This window comes from Pseudonocardia oceani (assembly GCF_019263585.2).
Classification (GTDB): Bacteria; Actinomycetota; Actinomycetes; order Mycobacteriales; family Pseudonocardiaceae; genus Pseudonocardia; species Pseudonocardia oceani.
This window is the reverse complement of record NZ_JADQDF010000001.1, coordinates 1461541-1488530: the sequence shown is the minus strand read 5'-3', so window position 1 is coordinate 1488530 and position 26990 is coordinate 1461541. Positions and strand designations below refer to the sequence as shown.

At 72.7% G+C, this 26990-nt stretch carries 19 protein-coding genes and 3 pseudogenes; 11 read left to right on the top strand and 11 right to left on the bottom strand.

Annotated elements, in window-relative coordinates:
- Positions 1-20: 20 nt before the first annotated feature.
- Entirely contained in the window at positions 21-713 is a 693-nt protein-coding gene (locus I4I82_RS07360; RefSeq protein ID WP_226369923.1) for a polysaccharide deacetylase family protein, read from the top strand.
- Positions 710-1642: pseudogene (locus tag I4I82_RS34890) on the top strand (glycosyltransferase); the annotation flags it as partial. The gene I4I82_RS07360 and the pseudogene I4I82_RS34890, both read left to right, overlap by 4 nt.
- Positions 1643-1693: 51 nt before the next feature.
- Here I4I82_RS34890 and I4I82_RS07350 read toward each other — a convergent pair.
- A complete protein-coding gene (locus tag I4I82_RS07350) occupies positions 1694-2965 on the bottom strand; it encodes a hypothetical protein (RefSeq protein WP_225920541.1) in 1272 nt (423 codons plus the stop codon).
- Positions 2966-3066: 101 nt separating this feature from the next.
- Here I4I82_RS07350 and I4I82_RS07345 point away from each other — a divergent pair, with 101 nt between their 5' ends.
- Both I4I82_RS07345 and I4I82_RS07340 read left to right on the top strand, forming a co-directional pair.
- Positions 3067-3717, top strand: a complete 651-nt coding sequence (locus I4I82_RS07345) for a YveK family protein (RefSeq protein ID WP_218595543.1) — start codon at positions 3067-3069, stop codon at positions 3715-3717.
- 379 nt (positions 3718-4096) lie between these two features.
- Complete coding sequence (locus I4I82_RS07340) at positions 4097-5119, top strand: cellulase family glycosylhydrolase (protein WP_218595542.1); 1023 nt, start codon at positions 4097-4099, stop codon at positions 5117-5119.
- 39 nt (positions 5120-5158) lie between these two features.
- Here the strand turns inward: I4I82_RS07340 and I4I82_RS07335 are convergent, their stop codons facing one another.
- From I4I82_RS07335 to I4I82_RS07320, 4 genes and pseudogenes are all read right to left on the bottom strand, one after another.
- Positions 5159-6025: an NUDIX hydrolase gene (locus tag I4I82_RS07335; protein WP_218595541.1), complete on the bottom strand. Its 867-nt coding sequence runs from the start codon at positions 6023-6025 to the stop codon at positions 5159-5161.
- Positions 6022-8376, bottom strand: coding sequence for an RNA degradosome polyphosphate kinase (locus tag I4I82_RS07330; protein ID WP_372451406.1), 2355 nt, complete (start codon positions 8374-8376; stop codon positions 6022-6024). Before I4I82_RS07330 ends, I4I82_RS07335 begins: the two co-directional genes overlap by 4 nt.
- An 88-nt stretch (positions 8377-8464) precedes the next feature.
- Positions 8465-9103, bottom strand: coding sequence for a 2-phospho-L-lactate guanylyltransferase (gene cofC / locus I4I82_RS07325; RefSeq protein WP_218595540.1), 639 nt, complete (start codon positions 9101-9103; stop codon positions 8465-8467).
- Positions 9104-9176: 73 nt separating this feature from the next.
- A pseudogene (locus I4I82_RS07320) lies at positions 9177-9764 on the bottom strand (sugar transferase); the annotation flags it as partial.
- A gap of 347 nt (positions 9765-10111) precedes the next feature.
- On the opposite strand from I4I82_RS07320, the gene I4I82_RS07315 reads away from it, so the two are divergent.
- The 5 genes from I4I82_RS07315 (at position 10112) to I4I82_RS07295 (ending at position 16085) form a co-directional block, all read left to right on the top strand.
- Positions 10112-10813 carry a lysophospholipid acyltransferase family protein gene (locus tag I4I82_RS07315; protein WP_218595538.1) on the top strand — a complete coding sequence of 234 codons (702 nt, stop codon included), beginning with the start codon at positions 10112-10114 and terminating at the stop codon, positions 10811-10813.
- On the top strand, positions 10810-11820 hold the full coding sequence (locus I4I82_RS07310; RefSeq protein ID WP_218595537.1) for an NAD(P)H-dependent glycerol-3-phosphate dehydrogenase: 1011 nt from the start codon (positions 10810-10812) through the stop codon (positions 11818-11820). The genes I4I82_RS07315 and I4I82_RS07310 overlap by 4 nt, the downstream gene beginning before the upstream one ends.
- A 61-nt stretch (positions 11821-11881) precedes the next feature.
- Positions 11882-12976 carry a cystathionine gamma-lyase gene (locus I4I82_RS07305; protein ID WP_218595536.1) on the top strand — a complete coding sequence of 365 codons (1095 nt, stop codon included), beginning with the start codon at positions 11882-11884 and terminating at the stop codon, positions 12974-12976.
- 201 nt (positions 12977-13177) lie between these two features.
- Positions 13178-13693: an HNH endonuclease gene (locus I4I82_RS07300; RefSeq protein WP_308112772.1), complete on the top strand. Its 516-nt coding sequence runs from the start codon at positions 13178-13180 to the stop codon at positions 13691-13693.
- 880 nt (positions 13694-14573) lie between these two features.
- Positions 14574-16085, top strand: coding sequence for a sugar transferase (locus I4I82_RS07295; protein ID WP_372451533.1), 1512 nt, complete (start codon positions 14574-14576; stop codon positions 16083-16085).
- Between the two features lies 1 nt (position 16086).
- On the opposite strand, the pseudogene I4I82_RS07290 reads toward I4I82_RS07295, so the two are convergent.
- Positions 16087-17414: pseudogene (locus I4I82_RS07290) on the bottom strand (UDP-glucose dehydrogenase family protein).
- Positions 17415-17597: 183 nt separating this feature from the next.
- Here I4I82_RS07290 and I4I82_RS07285 point away from each other — a divergent pair.
- A complete protein-coding gene (locus tag I4I82_RS07285; protein WP_218595534.1) occupies positions 17598-18845 on the top strand; it encodes a glycosyl hydrolase in 1248 nt (415 codons plus the stop codon).
- A 126-nt stretch (positions 18846-18971) separates the two neighbouring features.
- Here the strand turns inward: I4I82_RS07285 and I4I82_RS07280 are convergent, their stop codons facing one another.
- From I4I82_RS07280 to I4I82_RS07265, 4 genes are all read right to left on the bottom strand, one after another.
- Complete coding sequence (locus I4I82_RS07280) at positions 18972-20117, bottom strand: DegT/DnrJ/EryC1/StrS family aminotransferase (protein ID WP_218595533.1); 1146 nt, start codon at positions 20115-20117, stop codon at positions 18972-18974.
- Positions 20110-21084, bottom strand: a complete 975-nt coding sequence (locus tag I4I82_RS07275) for a hypothetical protein (RefSeq protein WP_218595532.1) — start codon at positions 21082-21084, stop codon at positions 20110-20112. The genes I4I82_RS07280 and I4I82_RS07275 overlap by 8 nt, the downstream gene beginning before the upstream one ends.
- Before the next feature lie 187 nt (positions 21085-21271).
- A complete protein-coding gene (locus I4I82_RS07270; RefSeq protein ID WP_218595531.1) occupies positions 21272-22843 on the bottom strand; it encodes an O-antigen ligase family protein in 1572 nt (523 codons plus the stop codon).
- Positions 22836-24353 (bottom strand): P-loop NTPase family protein, encoded by a 1518-nt coding sequence (locus I4I82_RS07265; protein ID WP_218590464.1) that lies wholly within the window; start codon positions 24351-24353, stop codon positions 22836-22838. The genes I4I82_RS07270 and I4I82_RS07265 overlap by 8 nt, the downstream gene beginning before the upstream one ends.
- Before the next feature lie 185 nt (positions 24354-24538).
- On the opposite strand from I4I82_RS07265, the gene I4I82_RS07260 reads away from it, so the two are divergent.
- Entirely contained in the window at positions 24539-25726 is a 1188-nt protein-coding gene (locus I4I82_RS07260) for a glycosyltransferase (protein WP_218590465.1), read from the top strand.
- Here I4I82_RS07260 and I4I82_RS07255 read toward each other — a convergent pair.
- Positions 25692-26990 (bottom strand): glycosyltransferase, encoded by a 1299-nt coding sequence (locus tag I4I82_RS07255; protein ID WP_218595530.1) that lies wholly within the window; start codon positions 26988-26990, stop codon positions 25692-25694. The two genes, I4I82_RS07260 and I4I82_RS07255, sit on opposite strands and share 35 nt — an antisense overlap.

The following is a 26990-nucleotide window of genomic DNA, read 5'->3' as shown; positions in this document are numbered from 1 at the left end:
ACATCTTGATGTACCACTCGGTGGCCGACTACGACGAGGATCCCCACCAGATCACCGTCACGCCCGACCGGCTCGAGAAGCAGTTCGCCTGGATGCGGGCCCGAGGACTGCGCGGAGTTGGCGCCGCCGAGCTGATGGAGGCGCAGGAGAACGGTTCTCACAGCGGCCTGGTAGGGCTCACGTTCGACGACGGTTATGTCGACTTCATCGACGTCGCGATCCCGATCCTCCAGCATTTCGGCTTCACGGCATCGGTGTACGTCGTGGCAGATCTGATCGGCGGCGAGAACGTCTGGGACCATCCGGGCCCCGTCAAGCCGTTGATGACGGCTGACCAGATCGCGACGGTGGTCGCATGCGGTATGGAGGTTGGTTCGCACAGCTGTACTCACCAGCACCTCCCGTCGCTCTCGGACTCGGATCTCACTGATGAGATCGAGCGGAGCCGTGAACAGATCGTCGCTCTGACCGGAGCGCCGGTGCAAGGCTTCGTCTATCCCTACGGTGATGTCGGACCTCGGGAAGCTCAGGCGGTCCACCGGTCCGGCTACGACTACGCCTGCGCAATCTGGCCATCCGCGAGCGCGGGCCGCTACGCACTCCCTCGCACGTTCATCGGTGATCGGGACTCGAGTCTGAGGCTGGCTGTGAAGAGGCGCCGCCATTCCTGGCGGCGGTATGTGACAGATGCACCTGTGACAGCGGCCCGATGATCGCGGAGTCGAGCAGCGTCGCTGGGGGCGGTCATATCCTTCACGTCGCTCAGCCGACCGACGCCGGCGTCCACCGCTACGTCCTTGCTGCGGCGACTCATCAACAGGAGCAGGGCTGGGGCGTCTCGGTCGCGTGCCCGGAGGCAGGCAGCCTGTCCGGAGACGTCCGACGCGCCGGCGTCGCATGGCACCGGTGGGAGGCGAGCCGAGATCCGGGACGGTCCGTCCCCGCGGAGATTCGCGAGCTGGCAGACCTCGTGCATCGGGTCAAGCCTGACGTCGTCCACCTGCACTCGTCGAAGGCAGGCCTCGTCGGGAGGTTGGCCCTGCGGGGCAGGGTACCCACGCTGTTCCAGCCGCACGGCTGGTCGTGGCTCGCCGCGAGCGGTGGGCAGGCGCGCGCCGCACGCATGTGGGAGCGAAGGGCGGCCAGATGGGCCGACACCATCGTGTGCGTTGGAGACGGAGAAGCCGAACTCGGGCGGAGAGCCGGGGTCCGGAACCTCGTCGTCGTACGAAGCGGTGTGGATTTGACCTGGTTCAAGCCAGCTACGACGGCCGAGGCGTCTGCGGCTGCCGCGTCACTCAACTTGAACCGGGAAGATCCGGTGGTCCTCTGCCCAGGCCGCATCACGCGGCAGAAGGGTCAGGACGTTCTGCTACAGGCCTGGGAGGGTGTGCGTCGGACATGTCCGACAGCGCAGCTGGTACTGCTCGGCGACGGGGACCTTCCGGTGCAGGGTCTGCCCGACAGGGTACGTCGGGATCAGGCGGTAGCCGATGTGCGCCTGCACTACGCGGCGGCTGACGTTGTGGTGCTTCCCTCTCGCTGGGAGGGACTCGCACTGACCGCGATCGAGGCGCTCGCCAGCGGCTGCAGCCTCGTCGGTACGGATGTCCCCGGTCTATCCGAGCTCGTACGGACCGGTCACGGTCAGGTCGTTCCTTCAGATGACCCCACTGCCCTCGCCGCAGCACTTTCACGACGGGTCCTCGACCTGTCGTCGACCAGGATGGAAGGTGAGCGGGCTGCCGTGGTGGCGCAGGGGTTCGACGTCCGCCGGACGCACGCCGCCCTGCTCGACCTGACGGTCGGTGTGATGCGGTCGCACCGACGGCCCGTGGCGATCTGACGAGGACTGTTCGAACAGGGCTGCGCGCCGCTGCGCGGTCGCCACGAGGTAGGTCGGCTCGCTCTGGCTGGGGCGAGCACGGTGGCGGACCAACGCCACCAGGAACAGCGGTAGCAGGGGCGTCAGGTGCTTGAGATAGGAGCCATAGTCGGGCTCGAAGATGGCCTGTACCGTAACCATTGCAAGGAGCAGGGCACAGGCCCGTGCCAACCGCGTGTCGCCGCGGAGTCGGCCCGATCGCATTCCACTCACGATGACTCCCGTCAGCAGCAGCCACAGTCCAGCGGTCAGCACACTGAACACGAGGTAGATCGCCGAGAGGTCGGCCAGCAGCGGCACAGGGACCATGAGCAGAACCATCGAGACGAGGGCGTTGACGGAAGCCGATACAGGCCCCGAGACACTCACGTAGTCCTGGATGGCGGATTGAGCGTAGATTGAGTTGACCCGTGATGAGGCGACCGAGTCTCGGAACGAGTTGAGGTCGACGTTCAGGACTGCCGTAGCCGTAACGGCGAAGGCGAACATTCCGATGGCGATGGTCAGCAGCAACCAGATCGGCCGACGCGTTTGCTTGAAGAGAAGCCTCAGGACGAGGTACACCGCTATGATCATAAACCAGTACGGGCGGATAAACGCGGCATAGAGGAACACGAGTACGACGAAGAAGACTTCACTGCTCCAGCGCATACTGCTCATCAGGACGAGGACCAGCAGTAGGACCAGGCTCTCCTTGGAGTACTGAGCCAGGTAGACGGCACAGGAGACCGCGGCGAAACAGAGAACTCCGGTTTCGACTATTCCGAACGCACGTATTTGCGACCAAGGAGCGCACGTGAACAGAAGAACGAAGAACGCGATCATGGTTGCGGCCTGAACCGCCGTGGGATGGTCGTCAGCGCCCATCAGCCGATACAGCCAGGCCATCGTGATGAACGAGTCGCTCGAGGGCCCCGCAGCCGTCAGCATCTCGTCCTGGATGTGCCTGTCGTCGAAGAAGAATCTCGGGGGCAGCAAGCTGCGATTCGCCATCCCGAGGACGAAGCACACCGGAAGCCACACGAGCACTACGATCTGAGGCAAGACGTTCCGCACCCTCAGGAGAACGGCGGTGTTCATCCGGACCTCCACTGCTGGTCGGTTCGCTTTCCAGCCTGAGCAGCGCGCCCGCTAGGGTCGTTGCTCGCAGCATGCTTCTCATTCGTCGACAGGGAGACCCGTTGAGCTTCGTCACCCTCGTTCGCATCATCGCACGGCGATGGTTGCTCGTGATCCTGTGCATCGTGGCCGGTGGCGCGATCGGCGGCGTTGTCGCGCTGTCAAGGGGTCCTGAGTACGCAGCGGAGACTCAGTTGGTGTTCGGTATTCAGGGGCAATCTGCGGAAGGGAGCAGTCAGGACCTTCTCCAGCAGATGCCGACCTACGCCGCACTGGCTACCACGGCTACTGTCCTCGACCCGGTCGTCCGTCAGCTGGGATCCTCCGAAGAAGTTGCGGCACTCAGTAAGCGTGTCTCGGCAGTGGCGCCGGACGGCACGCTGATCCTGCAGGTCACCGCGACGGATCGAGACCCTCAGCGGGCTGCGGCGATCGCTAATGCCGTGGCCGCGAGCTACGGCAGTCTCGTGAGTTCGCTCCCGGTCGGATCGCTCCCGGTCGGCCTCGGACGACCTGAAGGCACCGTTGCAGTGTCGGTGGTTCAGCCAGCGGCCGTGCCGGCCAACTCCGCGTCTGTCTCGCCTGCCGTCCTGATCCTTGGTGGAAGCTTCGCCGGACTCGTGATCATCGTGGTCGTGCTGATGCTGCTCGATGCGGTCACCGGACGTCCTATCGACGCCTCGTCCGGAACTCGCTCTCCGGTCGTCCCGTGACGACGTGACGACGTGACGAACAACTCTGAGCGCAGGACGCCCGTCAGACCAGACGCCGACGAACCTGCGGACGCCGACAAACTAGTGGACACCGAGGATGTTCTGGTTGTGGCGACGGACTCCGCGCAGCCAGCGGAAACTCCATGATCTGTGGCGGCAGGCGGACACTGCGGCGAGGGCGGGCGAAGACTGCGACCTCCGACCCGCGTAATCCGCCACGGACCTGCTGGCAACCTCCCGCTGCGATGCCACTGAGCACGTATGGACTTCGGACGGGAGCGGAGTGCGTTTCAAGCAGCGCAGTTCGACCGCAGGAGGGTGCAGTGAACGGCAACAACCCGGGAGAGGCTGGCGGCAATCCGTGTCCAGACTGAGGACCATGATGGTGATCTGGATCATAGGACTGGCCATCGGCGTGGTCGGTGTTATCGACCGGCAACCGAAGGCCGTCGGTGTCCCGGCGCTGCCGGCTCTCGGCGTCACAGTGCATCTAGAAGGTGTCACGGATGCACAGCGGCGGAAGCAGTTCGCCGATCTCGCAGCCGCGGGGGCGACATGGATCCGCATAGGGGCGCCCTGGTACGCCGTCCAGCCCGATTCCCGTCTCGCCGACGAGGCTGCGCTCGCTGCACTTGACACCGTGCTGTCGGATGCGACCTCCGCGGGCTTGCAAGTCCTCTTCATCGGGGACCAGGCGCCGAGTTGGGCCGGGGGGGACTCCGACGGCACTGCAAGCAACCCCTCCGCCTACGGCGACTTCATGGGGCTCCTCGCCGAACGCTTTCGTGGCCGAGGTCCGGGAGGGGCGAGTCCGGCGTACGAGATCATGAACGAGCCGAACGGCCTGCGCGCCGATGGCCAGCTCTGGGCGCAGCCCGCCCAGTACTCGGCAGCCAGTTGTGCTGCTTTCCGTGCGATCAAGGCGCAGGACCGTGGTGCCGCGGTCATCGCCGGATCGCTCGACGTCAGGAACTGGGAGCAGTGGTTGGACTCAGCGTTCGAAGCGGGGCTCGGGGGGTGCTTCGACGCCCTGTCCGCCCACCCCTACTCCGATCTCGCGGTGCTTGACGAGGTCAGAGCCGTTGCCGCCGCGCGCGGCAACGCGGCGGTCCGCATCTGGGTGACGGAGTTCGGCTTCTCCACGTGCAGTGAGCAGGCACTGGGTTGCGTGAACGAGCGGGAGCAGGCTTCGCTCACCGTCGAGCGGCTCCGTCTAATGCGCGACAGGTACCCCTGGGTGGAGACGGCAATGATCTACCAGGATCGGGACGAACCCAACAATCCTGGACCAGCGCCGGAGCGGTCGTTCGGTTTGTTTCGGTCAGGTGCTGTCGGAGACAGCTTCACGCCGAAGCCGGTGGTCGGCCGCCTCCGGGAGCTTTATCGCAGCGGTGCGAACTGATCGCCGGTGGATTCCACCGATGGCGTACCTACACGGTCGTCAGGCGGTGGGGTGCGAGTAGTAGTCCCACGTCCGCAACCGCCCGGCCGTGAAGCCCAGGACCCAGGTGCTGGCCTTGCGGCTGGGCGGGTCGTTGCGGCCCGTCAGCGCCCCGACCACGTCGGGGATCACCCCGCCCTGGCTGCAGATCATGCTGACGCCGGGCTGGGCGGCGATCTCGCGGAAGCGGGCGAGGCCGGCGCGGCGGTCGGCCCAGTAGCCCTCCTCTCCGAGGCGCGGCTCGTCGGCGACGGTGAGGCCGGAGGACTGTGCGACCGGGGCGATCGTGTCGCGGCAGCGGACGGGCGGGGCGGAGGCGAGGCGGTCGGGGCCGAACAGGGGGAGCAGGACGGCGAGCTGGCGGGCCTGCTCGCGGCCGGTGCCCGAGAGCGGGCGGGCGTCGTCGGGGCCGTCCCACTGGTTGCGGCTGCCGGCCTTGGCGTGGCGGACGAGCACGACCACCGAGTCGGGCGGACCGGTGTCGGAGAAGCGGTGCAGGACGTCGAGGTCGCGGCGGTAGGACAGCAGGGCGGCGGCGTCGGAGGGGGAGCACCACCGCAGCTCGTCGGTCTCCTCGTTGGGCTCGAACCCGCCCGAGCAGGCCTGCGCCGCCCAGTACCGCACGACCTTCGGGCCCTCGATGACGTCGTAGTGCACGTCGAGCAGGAGCGGGCCGAGCCGGGAGGTGAACCCGGTCTCCTCCAGCGTCTCGCGGACGGCGGCGTGCGGCATCGGCTCGCCGCGGTCGAGCTTGCCCTTGGGCAGCGACCAGTCGTCGTAGCGCGGGCGGTGCACCAGCGCCACCTCGACGCGGGACCCGGCGCGGCGCCAGAGGACGGCGCCGGCCGCGAGGATCGGCGTGCTCATTCCGACTCGGCCACCAGGGCGTGGCGGAGCATCATCTCGGCCTGGTGGTCGCGGACGGGGGAGATGCCGGAGTCGAGCGGCGGCGAGGGATCCCAGCGCCCGTCGGCCTGCAGGTTCCAGCACCGCGTGGCCTCATCCATGCAGCTGTCGATCATCTCGCCGAGCTGCCCGGCGAGCGCGGGGTCGGCGACGCGCAGCAGCACCTCGACCCGGCGGTCGAGGTTGCGGTGCATCATGTCGGCGCTGCCGAGCCAGTACTCGTCGGCCGCGCCGAAGTGGAAGACCCGGCTGTGCTCCAGGAACCGGCCCAGGATCGACCGCACCCGGATGTTCTCGCTGAGCCCCTCGCGGCCCGGGCGCAGCGCGCAGATGCCGCGCACGACCACGTCGACGGGCACCCCGGCCTGCGAGGCCCGGTACAGCGCGTCGATCACCTGCTCGTCGACGAGTGAGTTGACCTTGATCCGGACGCGCGCCCCCGCGTCGCCGGAGCGGTGCGCGTCGATCTCGTCCTCGATGCGCCGCACGATGCCCCGCCGCACGCCGTAGGGCGCGACGAGCAGCGACCGGTAGGAGGTCTGGCGGGAGTAGCCGGTGAGGGAGTTGAACAGGTCGGTGAGGTCGGCGCCGATCGTCGGGTCGGCGGTGAGGACGCCGACGTCCTCGTAGAGCCGCGCGGTCTTGGGGTGGTAGTTGCCGGTGCCGATGTGGCAGTAGCGGCGGATCGACTCGCCCTCCTGCCGCACGACCAGCGAGGTCTTGCAGTGCGTCTTGAGCCCCACCAGCCCGTAGACGACGTGCACGCCCGCCTTCTCCAGCTCGCGCGCCCAGCGGATGTTGGCCTGCTCGTCGAACCTGGCCTTGATCTCCACCAGCGCGACGACCTGCTTGCCGGCGGCGGCCGCGTCGACCAGCGCGTCGACGATGGGGGAGTCGCCGGAGGTGCGGTAGAGCGTCTGCTTGATCGCGAGCACGTGCGGGTCGGCCGCGGCCTGCTCGATGAAGCGCTGCACCGACGTCGAGAACGAGTCGTAGGGGTGGTGCACGAGCACGTCGCCCTCGCGCAGGGTGGCGAAGATGCTGCGCGGGGTCTCCCGCTCGGCGAACGCCGGGTGCGTGGCGGGGACGAACGGGTCGTCCTTGAGGTCGGGGCGGTCGACGCCGTGCACGGCCCACAGCGCGGTGAGGTCGAGCAGGCCCGGGACCGTGACGACGTCGCCGGGGTGCACGTCGAGCTCGCGCAGCAGCAGCTCCAGGACGTGCTCGCTCATGGTGTCGGTGACCTCGAGGCGCACCGGCGGGCCGAAGCGGCGCCGCGCGAGCTCGCGCTCGAGGGACTGCAGCAGGTCCTCGTCGCGGTCCTCCTCGACCTCGACGTCGGCGTTGCGCGTGACGCGGAACGCGTGCACCTCCGCGACCTCCATGCCGGTGAACAGGTCACCGAGGTGCGCGGAGATGAGGTCCTCGATCGGCAGGAACGTGATCGTGTCGTCCTCGGTGGCGACGTTCACCAGCCGCGGGACGTTGTTGGGCACCTTGACGCGCGCGAACCGCTCGGTGCGCCCCTCGGGGTCGCGGACGGTGACGGCCAGGTTGAGCGAGAGCCCGGAGATGTAGGGGAACGGGTGCGCGGGGTCGACGGCCAGCGGCGTCAGCACGGGGAAGACCTGCGCGGAGAAGTACGCCGAGAGCCGGACGCGCTGGTCGTCGGACAGGTCGCTCCAGCGCAGGATGTTGATGCCCTGCTCGGCGAGCTCCGGGCGGACGTGGTCGAGGAACACCCGTGCGTGCGCCTCGGAGATCGCCTGCGTGCGTGCGGCGATGCGGGTGAGCTGCGCGGTGGGGGACAGGCCGTCGGCGCTGCGGACGGCGAGGCCGGTGTCGTCGCGGCGCTTCAGCCCGGCCACGCGGACCATGTAGAACTCGTCGAGGTTGCTCGCGAAGATCGCCAGGAACTTGGCCCGCTCCAGCAGCGGCTGGCTGGTGTCCTCGGCCAGGGCCAGCACGCGGGCGTTGAAGTCGAGCCAGGACAGCTCGCGGTTGAGGTACCGGTCGTCGGGCAGGCCCGATCCGGGCACCGGCGTGCGCGCGGGCGGGCTGACGGGCACCGCGGCGCCCGCGGTGTCGGTGCGGGCCCCGGTGGCCGCGGCCGTCGGGCCCGGCTGGTCGGGGATCTCGAGCCCGGCGTCGACGGTGGCCGTGCCGGCGCTCACCGGCCGCGCGGCGGCGTGCACCCGGCGGGTCGACGGGCGCGGGGCCCGCTTCGACGCAGTGTCGCGGGCCTTGCGCCGACCCCCCGGCGTCGGTTCGGACCCTGCTGAACCGTTCACGTCTGCACCCACACGAGCCATTGTTGCCCACTGGTGTCCCTCCCGTCTCATCCCGAGGGCGTCCACGAGGTGAACGCGGCGCGCGTCACGCCACCGTGTGGAGCGTCCGTCAGGGGTGCGCGCAGGGAGCGAGGACGGAGCGCGTGCGCTCCCCCAGGCCGAGCAGGCCGGCCGCGGCCAGGTCGGCGGGGGTGTCGACGTCCCGACGCAGGCCCGGCCAGTCGCCGGCCAGCGCGACCGCGCCTGAGGCGGCGTGGTCGGCCGCCGAGCCGACGCCGAACCGCGGGTCGAGGTCGACGCCCGCCGCGGCGGTGAGCAGCGCGGTGCCGGTGCCGTCGGCGTCGGCGACGAACGCGCGGGCGAACCCGGCGGCGGCGGCGAGGGCGGCGTCGAGCTCGTCGGGGCGCAGGGCGGGGAGGTCGGCCTGCAGCGCGGCGACCGCGACCCGGGCGCGGCGGGCCCGCAGCAGGGCGGCGCCGTGGGCGTAGGCGGCGTTCAGGCCGGGCTCGGGACCGTCCGGGACGACCTCGACGCCCGCGGCGGTGAGCTCGAGGGCCACCACCGGGTCGGAGCTGACGACGAGCAGCCGGTGCACGAGGCGCGCGGTGCGGGCGGCGGCGACGGTGTCGCGGGCCAGCGCGAGGGCGAGGCGGGCGTGCGCGGCGGGATCGTCTCCGGCGGCGCCGCGCAGCCGGGTCTTCGCCTCGACCAGCCGCTTGACCGGCACCACCAGATCCACGGGGTCCATCGTCGCAGGCTGCGGGGCGGGGGCTCACGGAGCCCGACACGGGCGAAGCGGGAGCCCGACTCCCGGGGGAGGGTCAGTAGGCGCCGCGGCCGCCGAGGACGGCGCGGGCGGTGCCGGCGACGATGTGCATCTCGAGGCCGAGGCTCCACTCGTCGACGTAGCGCAGGTCCAGGGCGATCGACTCGTCCCAGGAGAGGTCGCTGCGGCCGCTGACCTGCCACAGGCCGGTCATGCCCGGGCGGACCGAGAGGCGGCGGCGCTCGTGGGCGGTGTAGGTCTCGGCCTCCTGCGGGAGCGGGGGGCGCGGGCCGATCAGCGACATCGAGCCGGTGAGCACGTTGAACAGCTGGGGCAGCTCGTCGATCGAGTAGCGGCGCAGGACGCTGCCGATGCGGGTGATGCGGGGGTCGCGGCGCATCTTGAACAGCGGGCCGGCGCCCTCGTCGTCGGCGGCGAGCAGGGCGCGGTGCTTCTCGGCGTCGACGACCATCGAGCGGAACTTGACCATGCGGAACGCGCGGCCGTCGCGGCCGATGCGGGTCTGCAGGAAGAACACGGGGCCGCCGTCGAGCTTCACGGCGAGAGCGACGACGAGGAGCACCGGCGCGACGAGCAGCAGGAGCAGGGAGGTGGCCGTGACGTCGACCACGACCTTCGCGACCCCGACGAACCCGCGCACCGCGCGGCCGGGGGCTAGGGGGGCGTCGACCGGCGCCGGGGTGGGGTTCTCCACCAGACGCAGCGTCGGGGTGACCCGCGCGGGTTCGCGCAGGTCGGGGACCCTGTTCAGGGGGTGCACCGTGGCGGTCTGCACTGCGGCCGTCATCACTGTCCTTCTCGTCACCGGGTACTGCCGTAAATCGTCCTCACAACCAGAGACGTGCCGCCCCGGGGGAGGTTGCGTCCGGTTCGGGAAAAGATCTCCACGATCGGGTCGGGTGGACCGGCGGGCCGGTCACCGGGGACACTTCCGGCAGGTTGTGGTGCCCGGCGTGAGGAGTGCATGGGGTGAGGCGTGAGAAGCGCGGCTTCTGGATCGCGTTCTGCGCGGTCTTCTTCTACCCGATCGGCTGGCTCACGGGCCGCAGCCGCTACGAGGGCCGCGAGCACATCCCGGCACAGGGCGGGGCGCTGCTGGTCGCCAACCACATCTCGCACCTCGACCCGATCTTCTCGGGGCTGATCGTCGAGCGCTCGGGGCGCGTGCCGCGGTTCCTGGCCAAGCACAGCCTGTGGAAGGTGCCCGTGCTCGGGCAGGCGCTGGCCGGCAGCGGGCAGATCCCGGTCTACCGCGAATCGGCCGACGCGCAGCAGAGCCTGCGCGACGGCACCGCGGCGCTGCAGGAGGGCAAGGTCGTCATCATCTACCCCGAGGGCACCATCACCCGCGACCCGCAGACGTGGCCGATGCACGCGCGCACCGGCGTGGCACGGCTGGCGCTGACGGCCGACGTGCCGGTCGTGCCGATGGTCCACTGGGGCACCCACCGGGTCCTCGACGGCTACAACAAGAAGTTCCGGCCGCTGCCGCGCGGGCCGATCGTGGTGCGCTGCGGCGAGCCGGTCGACCTCTCGGAGTACCGGGGGAAGCCGATCGACGCGGCGCTGCTGCGCGAGGTCACCGACCTGCTGATGGTGCGGGTCCGCGACCTGCTCGCCGATGTGCGCGGCGAACCCGCGCCCACCGCGTTCTTCCGGAGGGCCTCGTGAGCGGGCAGGTCCGGCGGGTCGCCGTGCTGGGCGGCGGCTCCTGGGGCACCGCGTTCGCCAAGGTGCTGGCCGACTCCGGGCGCGAGGTCCGGTTGTGGGCGCGCCGGCCCGAGGTGGCGGCGGCGGTGAACCAGCGGCACACCAACCCCGACTACCTGCCCGGCGTCGAGCTGCCCGGGCTGCTGTCGGCCACGACGAACGCCGCGGCCGCGCTCGACGGCGTCGACGCCGTGGTGCTGGCCGTGCCCTCGCAGACCCTGCGCTCCAACCTCGACGGCTGGCGCCACCTGCTGCCTCCCGGCGCCACGCTCGTCAGCCTGGCGAAGGGCGTGGAGCTGGGCACGCTCAAGCGGATGAGCGAGGTGGTCGTGGAGGTCGCGGGCGTCACGCCCGACCAGGTGGCCGTGGTGTCGGGTCCGAACCTGGCGCGCGAGATCGCCGCCGAGGAGCCGACGGCCACCGTCATCGCGTGCGCCGACCACGACCGCGCCGTCGCCCTGCAGCACGCCTGCACCACCGGTTACTTCCGCGCCTACACCAACACCGACGTCGTGGGGTGCGAGGTCGGTGGGGCCGGCAAGAACGTGATCGCGCTGGCCACGGGCATGGCGGCGGGCATGGGCTTCGGCGACAACACCCGCGCGTCGCTGATCACGCGCGGGCTGGCCGAGACCGCGCGCCTCGGCGTCGCGCTGGGGGCCGACCCGCTCACGTTCGCCGGGCTCGCCGGGCTGGGCGACCTCGTCGCCACCTGCTCCTCGCCGCTGTCGCGCAACCGGACGTTCGGGGAGCGGCTGGGGCGCGGGGAGTCGCTCGCGCAGGCCGAGGAGGCCAACCACGGGCAGGTCGCGGAGGGCGTGAAGTCGTGCACGTCGATCTGCGACCTCGGGCTGCGCCACGGCGTCGAGCTGCCGATCGCCGACGCCGTGCGCCGGGTGTGCCACGAGGGCCTGTCGGCGGCGGAGATGGGCAAGGAGCTGATCAGCCGGGCGCCGCGTCCGGAGTGACCCGTGAGTGGCGACCGGTGCCAGGGCACCGGTTGCCACTCACGACCGTAGGGTGCGGGGCGTGAGCGGCGACGGGACGCGGTGCGTGCACGGCGGGCACCACCCCGGCGCACCGGGGGAGCCCCTGCACCCCGGACCGGTGCTGTCGTCCACGTTCGACCTCGGTGCCGACGAGCCCCTGCCCACCGACTTCTACGGCCGGGCGGGCAACCCGACGTGGCGGGCGCTCGAGTCGGCGATCGGCGACCTCGACGGCGGCGAGTGCGTCCTGTTCGCCTCCGGCATGGCCGCGATCGGAGCCGTCCTGCGGCTCACCGGCCGCGACGGCGCGCTGGTCCTGCCCTCGGACGGCTACTACCTCGCCCGCGCGCTGGCCCACGGCGAGCTGGCCCCGCTCGGCGTTCCGGTGCGGGAGGTGCCGACCACCGGCCCCTTCGACGGGCTGGCCGGCGCCGCGCTCGTGCTCGTGGAGACGCCCTCCAACCCCGGGCTCGACGTCGCCGACATCGCGGCCGCCGCGGCCGCCGCGCACGCGGTCGGGGCGCTGCTCGCCGTCGACAACACCACGGCGACGCCGCTGGGCCAGCGCCCGCTCGACCTCGGCGCCGACCTGGTCGTCGCCAGCGACACCAAGGCGCTGGCCGGGCACGGCGACGTCGTGCTGGGCCACGTCAGCACCCGCGACGCCGGGCTCGCCGCCTCGTTGCGCGAGGCCCGCTCGCGCGGCGGCGCGGTGCCCGGGCCGATGGAGGCCTGGCTCGCCCACCGCGGGCTCGGCACGCTCGACCTGCGCCTGGAGCGCCAGGCCGGCAACGCCCGCGCCGTGGTCGAGGCGCTGCTCGGGCACCCTGCCGTCACCGACGTCCGGTGGCCGGGGCACGCGGGCGACCCCGCCCACGCCGTCGCCGCCCGCCAGATGCGCCGGTGGAACGGGGTGCTGCGGTTCACGCTGGAGTCGCAGCAGGCGGTGGGCCGGTTCCTCGGGGCGAGCCGGCTGGTCGGCTCGGCCACCAGCTTCGGCGGCCTGCGCAGCACGGCCGACCGGCGGGCGCGGTGGGGCGACGACGTGGCCCCGGGCCTGCTCCGGTTCTCGGCGGGGTGCGAGGACCCCGAGGACCTGGTGGCGGACGTGGTGGGGGCGCTCGGAGCGGTCTGACGGTGCTGCCGGCCGTCGAGCAGAGCGCTTCGTCTCGAGCGAGCACGGTCGAAGATGTCGCCCTGATATCACACTTACGCAACCCACCCCCTCTATGGTCTGATTCGCCAGGGAGGTGGTCGCGTGAAGCATCGACAACCGGACCCCACCGGTACCGACCCCGATCCAGGGGAGTTGCCGGGGATCGCGCCAGTCCCGGGCGTGATCCCGACGGGGTCCCGGGTACTGCTCCTCAACGCCACGTTCGAGCCACTGGCGGTCGTCACCGCCAAGCGCGCCGTGGTACTCATGCTCTCCGGCAAGGCCGAGTGCGTCGAAACCGCCGTCGGCGGCGCCTTCCACTCCGAGAACCTCACGCTCCCCGCTCCGTCGGTCATGCGGCTGTCCCGGTACGTGCGCGTGCCCTACCGCCGCGCCGTGCCGATGACCCGAGCAGGCGTCCTGCGCCGCGACCTCCGCCGCTGCGCCTACTGCGCCAAGCGCGCCGACACCATCGACCACGTCGTCCCGCGCAGCCGCGGGGGCGCCCACTCCTGGGACAACTGCGTCGCCGCCTGCAAGGCCTGCAACTCCAAGAAGGCCGACCGGATGCTCGACGAGCTGGGCTGGTCCCTGCCTTTCGTGCCCCGCCCGCCCAACCGGGCGGCGGGGGGCGTGCTCGTGCTCGCCGTCGAGCCGCTGCCGTCCTGGGAGCCGTGGCTGACCGCCGCCGCCTGACGGATGGGCGGCACCGCCAGCGCAGGTTCGGTCGGCGGTCCGCCGCCGGCCGACACCCGTCCGCCGCCGGCACGCGCCGTACGTCCCCTCTCCTCGCCCGATCGGCGCGTCGATCGGACCGGTCGGCGAGAGCGAGGCAACCTCACGCGTTCCCGACGGCATGCTGACGCGCGGTCACGAACGTGGCCGTCGCGGGTGTCAGGAGCGGACATGGCGGTGCTCGGCTGGGTGATGGGCCTCGGAACCCTGTGGATCGTGTGCGCATGGGTCGTCGCGGTCCTCCTCGGAGGAGTGATCCTGAGGTCCGGCACCGTGCGCTCCGCGCCGTCGGTCCCGCTGCACCCCGGCGCACTGTCCTCCGCGCCGGCGTCCGTGCCCGCCCCTCCCCGGGCCGGCGCCACCGCCGGGACCGTCGCCGCGATCGTCCCCCAGCCCCGCTCGGCCGTTCCTCGCCGTGACCCCCGCGCCGGGTGCGTCCGCCCCGGCCGCCCCGCCCCACGCGACTGAGACCCATCCCTCCCTGCGCGCCGCGTGCGGAAGTAGGGGACTGGGAACCCGGTTGCGGGGTACAGCGCGTGAGTGCTGTCCTGCGTCCGTGCGTGCCCGAGTGGTGACGAAGCGTCCACAAGATCCGGAGTGTCACCGCCGGAGCACCCCGATCGGGTGATCACCCCCTCCGACGGAGTGGGAATCAGGTCGAGGGCGGCGTGTCGCCTCGACCTGCGGATCTGCACGCAGAGCCGGAAAACCGGCGCATAAGTGTGACCCAGGTCACGTAACAGTGCGCCACCTCCTGCGTTGAGTAGGTGGGGGACTTTTCAGGGGCCGTACCGGCGCGCCGGAGTTCGCACGCGACGATGCGGATCACTGCGAGGAGGATGTGTTGAGCAGCGAGGTCGGGACCGGTCCATTGCCGGTCATCGGGGAGCAGCGCCGAGTGCGCGGCGACCTGGGGAGCGAGCACGGCCACCCGGCCGTGGAGGCTCCGCGCACGTCGTGGGAGGGCCGCTACACGGCTCTCGTGGTGCTGGCGGACGTGCTGGTCGTGGGAGCGGGCACGCTCCTGGGGGGATGGATCAGCTCCGCGCACCTGGGCGTCCCGGCCGTGCCGAACGCCTGGGGCCTCGCCGGCATCGCCGGTCTGCTCACGCTCATCTGCCTGTGGGTCTGGCGCGCCTGGGAGCCGCGGACGCTCGGCCAGGGCTCCGAGGAGTTCAGCTCGGTCCTGCGCGGGACCATCACCAGCCTCGTGCTGCTCGGCCTGTTCGGCCTCGCCTTCGAGCTCAGCTCGGTGCGGCCGTGGGCCTTCCTCTTCATCCCGGTGATCGGCCTCGCCATCGCCGCCACCCGCTACGTCATGCGCCGCGCGCTGCACCGCCGCCGCTTCACCGGGCAGTGCATGCACCGCGTGCTCGCGGTCGGCACGCCGCAGTCGATCGCGGAGCTCGTGGTCCGCACGCGCGACAACCCCCACTTCGGCTGGCAGGTCGCCGGCGCGTGCACGGCCAGCGGCTACGGCCTCGACGGTGACACCACCATCGCGGGCGTCCCGGTCGTCGGCGATCTGGAGGCGCTGCACCGCGTCGTCGACGCCGGGCACTACCGCGTCGTGGCCGTCACGCCCACGCCCGACTGGTCGCCGCGGCGGCTGCAGCGGCTGTCGTGGGAGTTCGAGAACTCGCAGGCCGAGATCGTCGTCGACCCGGGCCTGCTCGAGGTCGCCGGTCCGCGGCTGCACGTCAAGCCGGTCGACGGCCTGCCGCTGCTGCGCCTCACCGAGCCGCGCTTCAGCGGCATCGCGAAGGTCATGAAGGGTTGCTTCGACCGCTTCTGCGCGGTCCTGCTGCTGCTCCTGCTGCTGCCGCTGCTCGCCGGGGTGGCCGTGGCCGTCAAGCTCGACGGCGGCCCGGTGTTCTTCCGCCAGATCCGTGTCGGTCGCCACGGCGAGACGTTCCGGATGGTCAAGTTCCGCTCGATGGTCGTCGACGCGGAGAAGCTGCGCGCCGACCTCGTCACGATGAACGAGGGCGCCGGCCCGCTGTTCAAGATGCGCCGCGACCCCCGGGTCACCGCGGTCGGGCAGTGGCTGCGCCGCTACTCCCTCGACGAGCTCCCGCAGCTGTTCAACGTGCTCGGCGGCTCGATGTCGCTGGTCGGTCCGCGCCCGCCGCTGCCGGCCGAGGTCGAGGGCTACTCCACCGAGACCCACCGCCGCCTGCACGTGCGCCCCGGCCTCACCGGGCTGTGGCAGGTCAGCGGCCGCAGCGACCTCTCGTGGGACGAGTCGATCCGCCTCGACCTGCGCTACGTCGAGAACTGGTCGCTCGCCCTCGACGCGCTCATCCTGTGGAAGACCGTCGGCGCCGTGCTCCGCGGCGACGGGGCCTACTGACTCAGGTCGTCCGCACCCGCCGCCCGAGGGGGTGGCAGGTGAAGCCGGCCCGGCGCAGGACGTCCGGGTCGAGCAGGTTGCGCGTGTCGACGACGACCGGGCGCACGGTCAGCCCGGCCAGCGCCGGCCAGTCCAGTGTCCGGAACTGCGGCCACTCGGTGAGCACGACGAGCGCCTCGACGTCCCGCGCCGCCGCCTCGGCCGTGGCCACGACCTCGATCCCGGCGAGCTCCGGGTCGGTGCGGCCGGGCGCCACGGCCGGGTCGTGGGCGACGAGCTCGGCCCCGGCCTGGCGCAGCAGCGCGGCCACGGCTAGCGCGGGGGAGTCGCGCAGGTCGTCGGTGCCCGCCTTGAACGTCAGCCCGAGCAGCCCGATCCGGCAGCGCGACAGCGAGCCGGTGCGGCTGCCGGTGACGGCCAGGCGCACCTTGTCGACCATGCGACGGCGCTGGCGGGTGTTGGTGTCGATCGCGGCGCGGACGATCCGGAACTCGAAGTCGGCCGCGTCGGCCGCCTCCAGCAGCGCCTGCGTGTCCTTGGGCAGCGTGGCGCCGCCCCAGCCCGGGCCGGGGGACAGGAACGCCTGGCCGATGCGCTTGTCGTGGCCGATGCCCTCGGTGACGTCGCCGACGTCGGCCCCGACGCGCTCGCACAGCTCCGCCAGCGCGTTGACGTAGCTGAGCTTGAGCGCCAGGAACGCGTTCGCGGCGTACTTGACGAGCTCGGCGCTCGCCGCGTCGGTCAGCACCGTCGGGGCGCCCAGCCGCGAGTACAGGGCGGCCACGCGCTCCGCCGCGTCCTGGGAGTCGGAGCCGACGACGATCCGGTCGGGGTGGCGGAAGTCGTGCACCGCGGTGCCCTCGCGCAGGAACTCCGGGTTGCTCACGACCGGCACGTCGTCGCGGCCCAGGAGCTCGCGGACACGCGGCGCGGTGCCCACCGGCACCGTCGACTTCACGACGAGCACGCAGCCCGGCGCCAGGTGCGGCCCGATCTCCTCGACGGCGGCCTGCAGCGCGGTGAGGTCGGCGACGCCGCCCGCGCCGACCGGCGTCGGGACGCAGAGGATCACGACCTCGGCGGCGCCGCGCGGGGTCGACAGCGCCGCCGCCGCACCCGCCACGAGCGAGAGCCGCCCCGCGCTCAGCCCCTCGTCGACGAGGGCGGGGAGGTCGGGCTCGCGCAGGGCCTCCTCGCCGGCGCGCAGGCGTGCGACCAGCGCCGCGTCCGCGTCGGCGCACGTGACCCAGTGCCCGAGCGCGGCGAGGCAGGCCCCGGTGGTGAGGCCGACGTAGCGGCCCCGACGACGGTGATGCGGCGGGCGAACACCGGGGGACCGTACTGCGGACGGCCCATCCTTTCGTCGACGCTCCCCGCACGCTCGGCGCAGACGCCGGTGGGTGGCCGAGTGATCCGGATCGTCACGCTTTCGGGTGATAGGTTCGCCCCCGGTCCTGCCCTGCCGGGTGCGCTCCCCCGCTCCGCCCGGCGCGAACCACCACGAGGTCACAGATGCGCGCTCCCGAGGCACCCCCGATCGAGCCGAGGCACCGCCGGTCCGCCGCGCCGGTGCCGCGGCGCGGGTTCGGTGGCCGGTGGCTCCCGGTGGGCGTCGTCATGGCGGTCGCGGCGGTGTGCGCGGGCGTGTACGTCGTCGACCAGCTCACGGTGCCCCCGGAGATCGCGCAGCCCGACCTGCTCTCGCTGATCCCGCCCACACCCGACCTGCCGCCGGTGCTCGCCGCGCCCGCCGCCGTCGACAGCGCGCCCAGCGCGGAGCCCGAGGCCACGGGTCCGGCCACCGAGGAACCGGGGTCGGGTTCGGGTTCGGGGTCGGGGGAGGCCGCGTCGGAGGGTTCCGGGGAGCAGGCCGCCACGGGCACGACCCGCCGCCGCGTCGCCGGCAACGCCCCCGGCGGCCTGCCGTGGCGCTCCGGGCTGGTCATCGGCACGCAGAGCGAGGTCGACCGCTGGGAGAGCTTCCGCGGCCGCCCGATCGACGTCGTGCACGGCTTCACCGACCGCTCGTCGTGGGAGGAGGTCGAGTCCGCGAGCTGGATCCTGTCCGCCTGGGCCGACTCCCCGCACGCCATCGTCATCTCCCAGCCGTTCTGGCCGGAGGGCTCGGGCGGCAGCCTGTCGGAGTGCGCCGGCGGCGCCTACGACTCGCACTGGGCCAACTACGGCAGCGCGCTGGCGGACGCCGGCCGCACCGACGCCTACACGCGCCTCGCCTGGGAGTTCAACGGCGACTGGTTCGAGTGGAGCGCCACCGACGTCACGGCGTGGAAGCAGTGCTACCGCCAGGTCGTGCAGGCCGTCCGCACCACCGCCCCGGACGCGCGGTTCGAATGGAACATGAACGCCCACGGTTCCCAGACCTCCGACGGCGACGCCTGGAAGTCCTACCCGGGCGACGACGTCGTCGACGTCGTCGGCATCGACCCCTACGACCACTACCCGACCTCCACCAGCGCCGCCGAGTTCGACGAGCAGTGCCGCGCCAGCGAGGGCCTGTGCTCGGTCATCGACTTCGCCCGGGCGCACGGCAAGGGCGTCGGGGTCACGGAGTGGGGCGTGATCAGCTCCGGCATCGGCGACAACCCGCTGTACATGGAGAAGATGCACGAGACGTTCCTGGCCGGCGCCGACGTCATGGAGTACGAGACGTACTTCAACGAGTCGGCCTTCTCCACCACGCTCGACGACGGGGCCAACCCGCAGTCGGCGGAGGTGTACCGGAGCCTCTGGGGCGGCTGAGCGGCGGCTGGCCCGGGCCCCCCGGCCACGGCCCGGCGTCAGGAAAGCCACGTTCCTGCCCTGTGAGGGCGTGAACGTGGCTTTCCTGAACCTCGGGGCGGAGGGCGGAGGGCGGAGGGCGGAGCGTCAGGCCGGGGCGCCGACCGTCGCCAGCACCACGTCCACCACCCGCGCCCGCTCGACCTCGGTGAGGTCGTTGGCCATCGGCAGCGCCAGGGCGCAGGTCGACAGGGCCTCCGACACCGGCAGGGCGTTCTCCCGCAGGCCGTGGGCGTAGGCGGGGTGGTGGTGCAGGGGGCGCTCGTAGTACGCCGTGATCCCGACCTGCGCCTCGCGACCGGCCACCAGCAGGGCGTCGCGGGCGGCGGGGTCGGGGGCCTGCAGGTAGCCGGCCTGCCACGTGCCACCGGGCGAGCCGGTCTGGAAGCGGAAGCCCGCGGGCTCGAGGTGCTGCCGGTAGAACCCGGCGGTGGAGCGGCGGGCGGCGAGGACGTCGGCGTAGCCGTCGAGCACCGTCAGCGCGGTGGCCGCGTGCAGCTCGTCCATCTTCGCGTTGATCCCGGGTAGCGAGGCGACACGGCCCTCGGCGAAGCCGAACTGCCGGATGCCGTCGAACAGGCGGGCCAGCTCGGGGTCGCGGGTGGCGACCATCCCGGCCTCGCCCACGCCGAACGGCTTCGTGGCGTGGAAGGAGAACACGTGGGTGCCGGTGCGGGTGCCGGTGCGGGCCCCGGCCTCGTCGACGGCGCCGAAAGCGGCCGCCGTGTCGACGACGAGCGGGACGCCGTGCGTCGCGCACAGGGCCCTCCAGCGGTCCTCCAGCCCGGCGGGCGGGGGAGTGCCGAAGGTGTGGGTGGCGAGCACCGCGGCGACGTCGTCGCCGTGCTCGGCCAGGGCGCGCTCCAGGGCGTCGGGGTCGATCTGCCAGCCGTCGGGGTCGACGTCGACGAACAGCGGGCGGTAGCCCAGCGCCTCGACCGACCCTGCGGTGGCGACGAACGTGTACGACGGCGTGATCACCAGGCCGCGGCCGCGGGTGCCGGCGTGGTGCACGGCCCCGAGCACGGCGACCATGATCCCGCTCGTGGCGTTGTTCACCGGGATGCAGGTGGCGCCGTCGAGGTAGTCGGACAGGCGCTCGCGCAGCAGTCGCTCGCACGGGCCGCCGTTGGAGTAGAAGCGGGCCTGTTCGGCGAGGGTGAAGTAGCGCTGCACCTCGGTGAGCGGGGGCAGCTGCGGGCGCAGGAACGGGACGGGTGCGTGCTCAGCCACGGGGCCTCCCGGACGGGATGACGACGGGGATCCCGTGGTCGTTGGCCCACTCCGCGGTCTCCGCCGCGACCGCCGCCCAGTCGATCTTCTGGGTGCGGGCGCTGAGCCGGCGCGGCGGATCGTCCGGCGCCTCCATGTGCAGGATCAGCTCGGGGTCGCTGCCCAGGAGGGCGCGGCGCCGCTGCGGGCGGCGCATCGACACCGGGATCGACGCCACGCGCAGCGCGCCGCGCACGATCGACTTGGGCCACCGGGCGGGCGGCACCTCGCCGAAGGGGAGGAAGTCGCGGCGCAGGCGCTGCCCGGAGAAGGGCGCGAAGCCCTGGATCGCCTTGCAGGTCGCGCTGTCCCAGGCGCCGCCGGTGAGGGCGAAGTGGCGCAGCAGCCGCACGTCATCGGACAGGGCGCGTCGCGTGATGCCGAACGTGCTGGTCGTGGACGCGGCCCGGTACCACGCCACGTCGCCGACCTCGACGTACTGCCCGGTGCCCTCGGCGGCCGGTTCCGGACGGATGATGGCGTGGCGCCCGCTGCGCTCGACGTCGATCGCGCGCGAGCCGTAGAGCGTGAAGTAGTCGGCGCCGGGCAGTGCGGCCGCACCGGCGACGAGCTGGCGCAGGGCGTCGGGCACGTAGAGGTAGTCGTCCTCGGCGAGCCAGAGCAGGTCGTCGGGCTCGCCGGTGCGGGCGTTCTCGTCGGCGAGCATCTCGCGGTAGGAGTTGGCGTCGCTGCCGCCCCTGCGGACCGGCACGATCTCGCCGAAGCGCTCCATCACGCGCAGCCGCTCGTCGGGCATGTGCCCGTCGTTGATGAACACGAGCTCCGGGGCGACGTCCAGCGCGTCGGCCGCGCGCAGCAGCGCGGCCAGCGCCAGCAGCTTGCTGTAGTACTCCGGGCGTGGCTTCGCGTTGTCCCCGCCGTAGGACCGGTGCAGGACCCGCAGGGGGCGGCTCGTGGCCGTCGTCATGTCGCTCCGTTCGCGGTGGCGCTCACCGGGACCGCCACCTCCGTCCGTACCTGCCGTGGAACCGGCTCGGATCGAGCAGCGCGTGGTTCGTGCCGGTTCGTCGGGTTCCGGCGCGCGTGCATCGACCCGGACACTCTCTCATCGCGCCCGTCCGGGCCCGCACCCGGCACTCGTCCGGATGAGGGGGCTACCGCTGGTGAGTGGGGCGGTGGCCGTTGGTGGGAGGAGGGGGTCCGGCGTGCTGCGCGGGGCGCCGCACGAGGGGCACCGCCATCGTCCGGTCGGGCGCGTTGTCGAAGGCGGCCAGGCGCGGGCCGGGCACGGGCCGGGCGTGCGCCTGGGGCGGGGGAGCGGGGCTGCGCCACTGCGGCGGCTCGACCGCCGAGCTCAGGCGCACGCGCCTGCCCGCGACCTCACCCGCCCGGGCCGCGGCGAACAGGCCCGTCAGCAGCCAGCACAGGTACACCGTCTGCGGTTGCAGCAGGCTCCCGGACAGCACGAAGTAGACCGTGGCGGCCATCAGCCCCAGCGTGGGGGACGGGACGTTGCGCAGCAGCACCGTCAGGATGAACGCGAGGAACACCAGCGCCGTCGGCACGCCGTACTCGCCGATGAACTTCGGCAGCGCCGGGTAGTTGACGAGCAGGCCCTGCGGGTTGAAGAAGCCGACGTCGGAGTCGACGGTGCCGGCCCCGCGCCCGACCAGGAACACGCTCTCGTCGCGGCCGATCGCGTCGGCGATGACGACGTAGGGCGCCACGAAGCGCGCGTTGCCGCTGGAGCCCGACGTCGAGCTCTCCCCGGTGCGCTCGGCGAGCAGGGCGCCGACCGGGGTCAGGCTGACGGCCACCGCGACGACGAACGTGGCGGTGATCGCGCGGGCCGTCCACCGGCCGCCGCGGCGGATGGCGAGGACGACCAGGCCGACGCCGAGCAGCGCGATGCCGGTGCCGGACACCGTGGCGAGCAGCGCCGCGCCGAACAGCGCGAGGCGGCCCCAGCGCTTCCCGTCGAGCATGAGCTGCACGATGAACGCGATCGCCAGGAACTGGGACGCGAAGCTGGGCTCGAGGAAGACGAAGCCGTTGGCCTTGAGGATCGGCGACCCGTAGTAGATCGGGTAGGTCGTGTTGTACTCGGTGAAGATCAGCGTCGGAGGCAGGTAGGTGTCGAACAGGTCCTCGTAGCCCACTCCCGCGAGCTGGATCGCCGTCTGCAGGACGCAGAACACCGCGCCCACGAGCATGATCCGCTGGTAGAACTCCAGGACCCGCGGGAACTGGTCGCGCAGGCGGTCCTTCACCCGGAAGCACAGCGGGATGTAGAGGACGAGCAGCAGCAGCAGCGACGTGAACGAGGGCGCGGGACCCGAGCCCGCCGACACCACCACGGTGCACAGCAGGCTGGCCGCGACCGCCGCCAGGTAGAGCGCGACGCGGGTGACGTCGGCCTTGAGCTGCCCCCGCGCGGCCAGGCCGACCAGCACGACGAACGCGACCGGCAGCGCGACCGACACCACGGTGCCCGGCACGACGAACCGCTGGAACAGCGTGATGGTGACGATCAGCAGGTAGACCGACGCGAGCGGCACGCGCTCGGCGAGCCGGGCGATGCGCCGCGGCTGCGGGGGCGGGGCGCCGAGGCGCCGAGGCGGGGCGTAGCCGGCGCGGGGTGCGACGACGGGCAGCAGCCGGGTGCGCGAGTCGTCGAACGACCCGCCGCCCTGGAACGCCCCGTCGCCGCCCGGCCGCTCAGGCACGCGCGCGGTCCTCCTCGACGACCATGTCGCTCTCGTAGGCGCTCTCGCCGCGCCCGCCGGAGCGGTCGCTCTCGCGCAGGCGGCGGCGCGGGGCGCGCACCAGCACGTACCCGATGGCGGAGATCCCGGCGATGCCGATGCGGCGGCCCATCTCCTGGGCGTCGTCGACGGAGGTGTCCTCGTCGAGGACGAGCACCACGCCGTCGACGCCGCGGCCGAGCGCGAGGCCCAGCGAGCGCTCGGTCAGCGGCGGGCCGTCGACGAGGTTGAGCACCGAGCTCTCGCGCAGCCGCTCCATCGCCGCGCGCAGCACCTGCGGACGGGCCGCGGCGCTCGTGGGCGTGGGGGACCAGTCGCTGAGCGGGACGACGCCGAGCTCGGCCTTCGCGACGCGCCACGTGCGCAGCGAGGCGCTGATCGGGGTGGCCAGGTTGGCCAGGCCCTCCAGGCCACGACCGGGGCTGACGTCGGTGAGCGAGGAGATGCCCCGCTCCTTGCCGCCGCCGTCGACGAGCACGACCGGGCGGCCCTCGCGGGCGGCGGCCAGCGACACCGACACGGTGAGCGCGGTGGTGGAGAGGTGGTTCTGCCAGCTCAGGAACAGCACGCTCGGGCGCCGGATTCCCTCGAGGCGCACGTCGATCGCGGTGAGCACGTCGTTGGCCGCGCGGAAGCGGTCGGAGTTGGAGTCGGCGTTGACCAGGTCGGAGATCGCCCGCGAGCCGGGCGCCGGGTAGCGGGAGAGCAGCGGCGCGCCGAGCATGAGGTCGAGGTCGGCGACCGAGGCGGTGCCGGCCTTGCGCTGGTCGCGCAGCAGATTGACGCCGGTGACCAGGAACAGCCCGATCAGGCCGCCGATCAGGGCGTTCTGCAGGGGCAGCGGGGCCGAGGCGGTCTCGGGCAGGATCGCCGGCTCGATCGCGGAGACGCCGTCGCCGTAGGCGGCGGCGCGCAGCCGGATCGCGCTCGCGGTGGCTCCGTCGGCGGCGGCCGCGGCCGCGGCGCCGCCCGGGGCGTCGGTGACCGCGGCGACGGCGGCGTCGGCCTCGGCGGTGACCCGCTGGCCCGCGACCGTCCGGTAGGAGTTCGCGACGGCGTCGGCGATCGCCTGCGCCTGCTCGGCGGCGGGCGCGACCGCGGTGATCGTGACGTCGCTGGTGTCGGTGCCGGCCACCGCGGTGACGCTCTCGCGGACGTCATCGATGGGGACGGCCACGGCGTCGGCCGCGGGTTGCAGCACGTCGGTGGTGAGCACGAGCGCCGCCTGGTTGGCGACGAACCGCACGGCGTCGTCACCGCCGCCACCCTGGTCCGGGCTGAACGGGCCGTTGGCCTCGAAGAAGATCGTCGAGGTGGCCGTGTACTCGGTGGGCAGGAACTGGGAGCCGACGTAGCCGACGACCGCGCCGGCGACGAGACCGATGGCGATCGCGGTCGCGTGAGTGCGAACCGTCGCCAGAACCCCCGATCTCGTGCGCTCGGAGGTCGAGTCGAGCGGGACGTCGGGCACAGGAGCTCCTTCGGGCGTGACGGGCCCGGCGCCGGGGATCGACCGGGCGGATCCCGTGACGACGGGGTGACCGTCGATCCGCGTGATCAGGCGTCGGTCGGCCGCCATACTAACCAACCGTGCTCGCCGCTCCGACGGTCGTCACCCGAAGGCGGCCCCCGGACGGTGCTCGGCAGGATGGCGCCGTGCACCCCGACGCTCCGGACACCCGAGGACAGCGCTGGCTCGCGATCGCCGAGGAGGCCTTCGTCCCGGCCGACGCGGGCGGCCGCGTGGAGTCGCTCAACCAACTGCGCGCGGCGCTGGCGGCGGGGGTCGCGCTGCACGTCCTCGTGCCCGGCGTCGACGACGCGGAGCTCGCGGCGCACCGCGCGGCGCTGCCCGGCGCCGTGGTGACGGCGATCCCGCGGCGCACCGGCCCGCTGTCGCACCTCTCGCTCACGCCGTACCTGTTCGCGTCGCGCCCGCTGCCCGCCGGGCTGGCCGAGGGCCTGCGCGGCGAGGGCTTCACCGCGGTGCTCGCCGTCAGCTTCCGGGTGGCGCACCTGGCCGTCGCCCTGGCCGAGGCGCTCGACGTCCCGGCGGTCGTGCGCCCGCACAACGTCGAGTCGGCGTACTTCGACCAGCTCGCCCGCAGCTCCCGCTTCCCCCGCAACCTGCCCTACGCCGCGGAGGCCTGGAAGCTGCGGCGCGCGGAGGCCGCCGTGCACGCCGCGCCGCGGATCGCGGTGTTCGCCGAGATCGCCGAGGAGGAGGCCGCCGTGCGCGCCGCCGCCACCTCGACGCCGGTGATCCACGTGCCGCCGTTCCTGCCGCCGCAGGAGGCCGCCACCCGCGCGCCGGGCACCGAGCCCGGCGGCACGGTGCTGTTCCTGGGCGCACTGGACAACGCCAACAACGCCGACGGCATCGCCTGGTTCGCCCGGCACTGCTGGCCCGGCCTGCGCCGGCCCGACGCCGAGCTGCACGTCGTCGGCAGGCGCGCCCCCGCGGCGCTGGTGGCCGAGCTGGAGGCAGCGGGCGCGCGCGTCACCGTCGACGCCCCGGAGGTGGCCTCGCACCTCGCCGCCGCGGACGTGTTCGTCAACCCGGTCCGCAACGGCGCCGGCATCAACATCAAGATGATCGAGGCGATGGCGGCCGGGCTGCCCGTCGTCACGACACCGGTGGGCGCGCGGGGGCTGCACTGGCGCGACGGCGAGCACCTGCTCGTCGCCGACGGGCCCGCCGCGTTCACCGCGGCGGTGCGCGCGCTGCTCGACGACCCGCCGCGCCGGGCCGCGCTCGCCGCCGCCGGCCGCCGGTTCGTCACCGACGAGCTCGACGGCGTGGCCCAGATCAGGCGCCTGGTCGGGGCGCTCCCGGCGCGCTGAGGCCGAAGATCTCGTCGTACTGCCGCGTCACGACCTCGCGGCCGTAGACGGACTCGAAGAACTCCACGGCGGCCTTCGACAGCTGAGCGTTGTGCGCCGGCTCGACCATCTCGTCGACGAGGTCGGGCCAGCGGCGCAGGTCGTCCTCGACGTAGCAGCCGCTCGCGCCGTCGGCGGCCACCGGCACGCCCTCGACGGACACCGTGGTGGCCAGCGTGGGCACCCCGCGGGCCAGCGCGTCGAGCATCTTGATCTTGACGCCGCTGCCGAACCGGAGGGGGGCCAGCGACACGGTGGCGGTGGCGAACACCTCGTCGAGGTCGGCGACGAAGCCCTCCAGGACGATGTTGCCCGGGTGCCGCCCGACCAGCGCGAGCAGCGCCTCGCTCGGATCCTTGCCGATGATCCGCAGGCGCAGGGCCGGGTGGCGCCGCACGAGCTCGGGCATGGCCTCGCGGATGAAGGCGCACACGGCGTCGTCGTTGTGCGGGATGTTGAGCCGGCCCAGGAACACGAGCTCCGGCGGCCGCGCGGGGGTGCGCTGCGGCGGCGTGACCGGCGGCAGCATCCCGTGCACGACCCGCACCGAGTCGACGCCCGCGAGCGCGCGCAGCTGGTGCACCTCGTCGATGTTGACGAGCAGGCTCGTGTCGAAGCCGTGGACGACGCGGGCCTCGGCGCGCCGGATGCGGTCGCGCTCCATGCGCAGCACCGGGCGGTAGACCGCGCGGTGGCGGATCAGCGAGCGCAGCGGCGCGGGCACGTTGGCCGCGAACTCGCCGAGCGGGTTGATGTCGACGTCGCCGCGCTCGTCGACCGCGAGCATGCGGTCGTAGCGCACGGAGAAGAGGTCGTCGAGATAGAGCACGCGGCGCCGGCCGCGCGGTGACGCGGGTGCGTGCTGGCCCAGGCGCAGGGTGTCGTAGACCTCGATGTCGGGCCGCAGCCACGTGACGAGGTCCTGGATCTGGTCACGCAGCGTCGCCGCGCCGAACATCGCCTCCTGAACGGTGTAGGAGCGGTCCAGCGGGACGCGGCGGGCCAGCGTGGCGAGCTGGCGGACGGCGCCGGGGCGGTCGAGCCGGTGGGCGACGCCCGGGAAGTCGGGCCGCTCCCTGCCCGGGCCGTCGACGATCGCGTAGTGCACGTTCTCCGGGCCGAGCCGGCCGACGAGGTACTCCAGCAGGCCGTGCAGGACGACGCGCTTCCCGTTGTCGACGGGCACCGGGGCCGTCGCGCTGATGATGAGCGCGGTCTCGGGCAT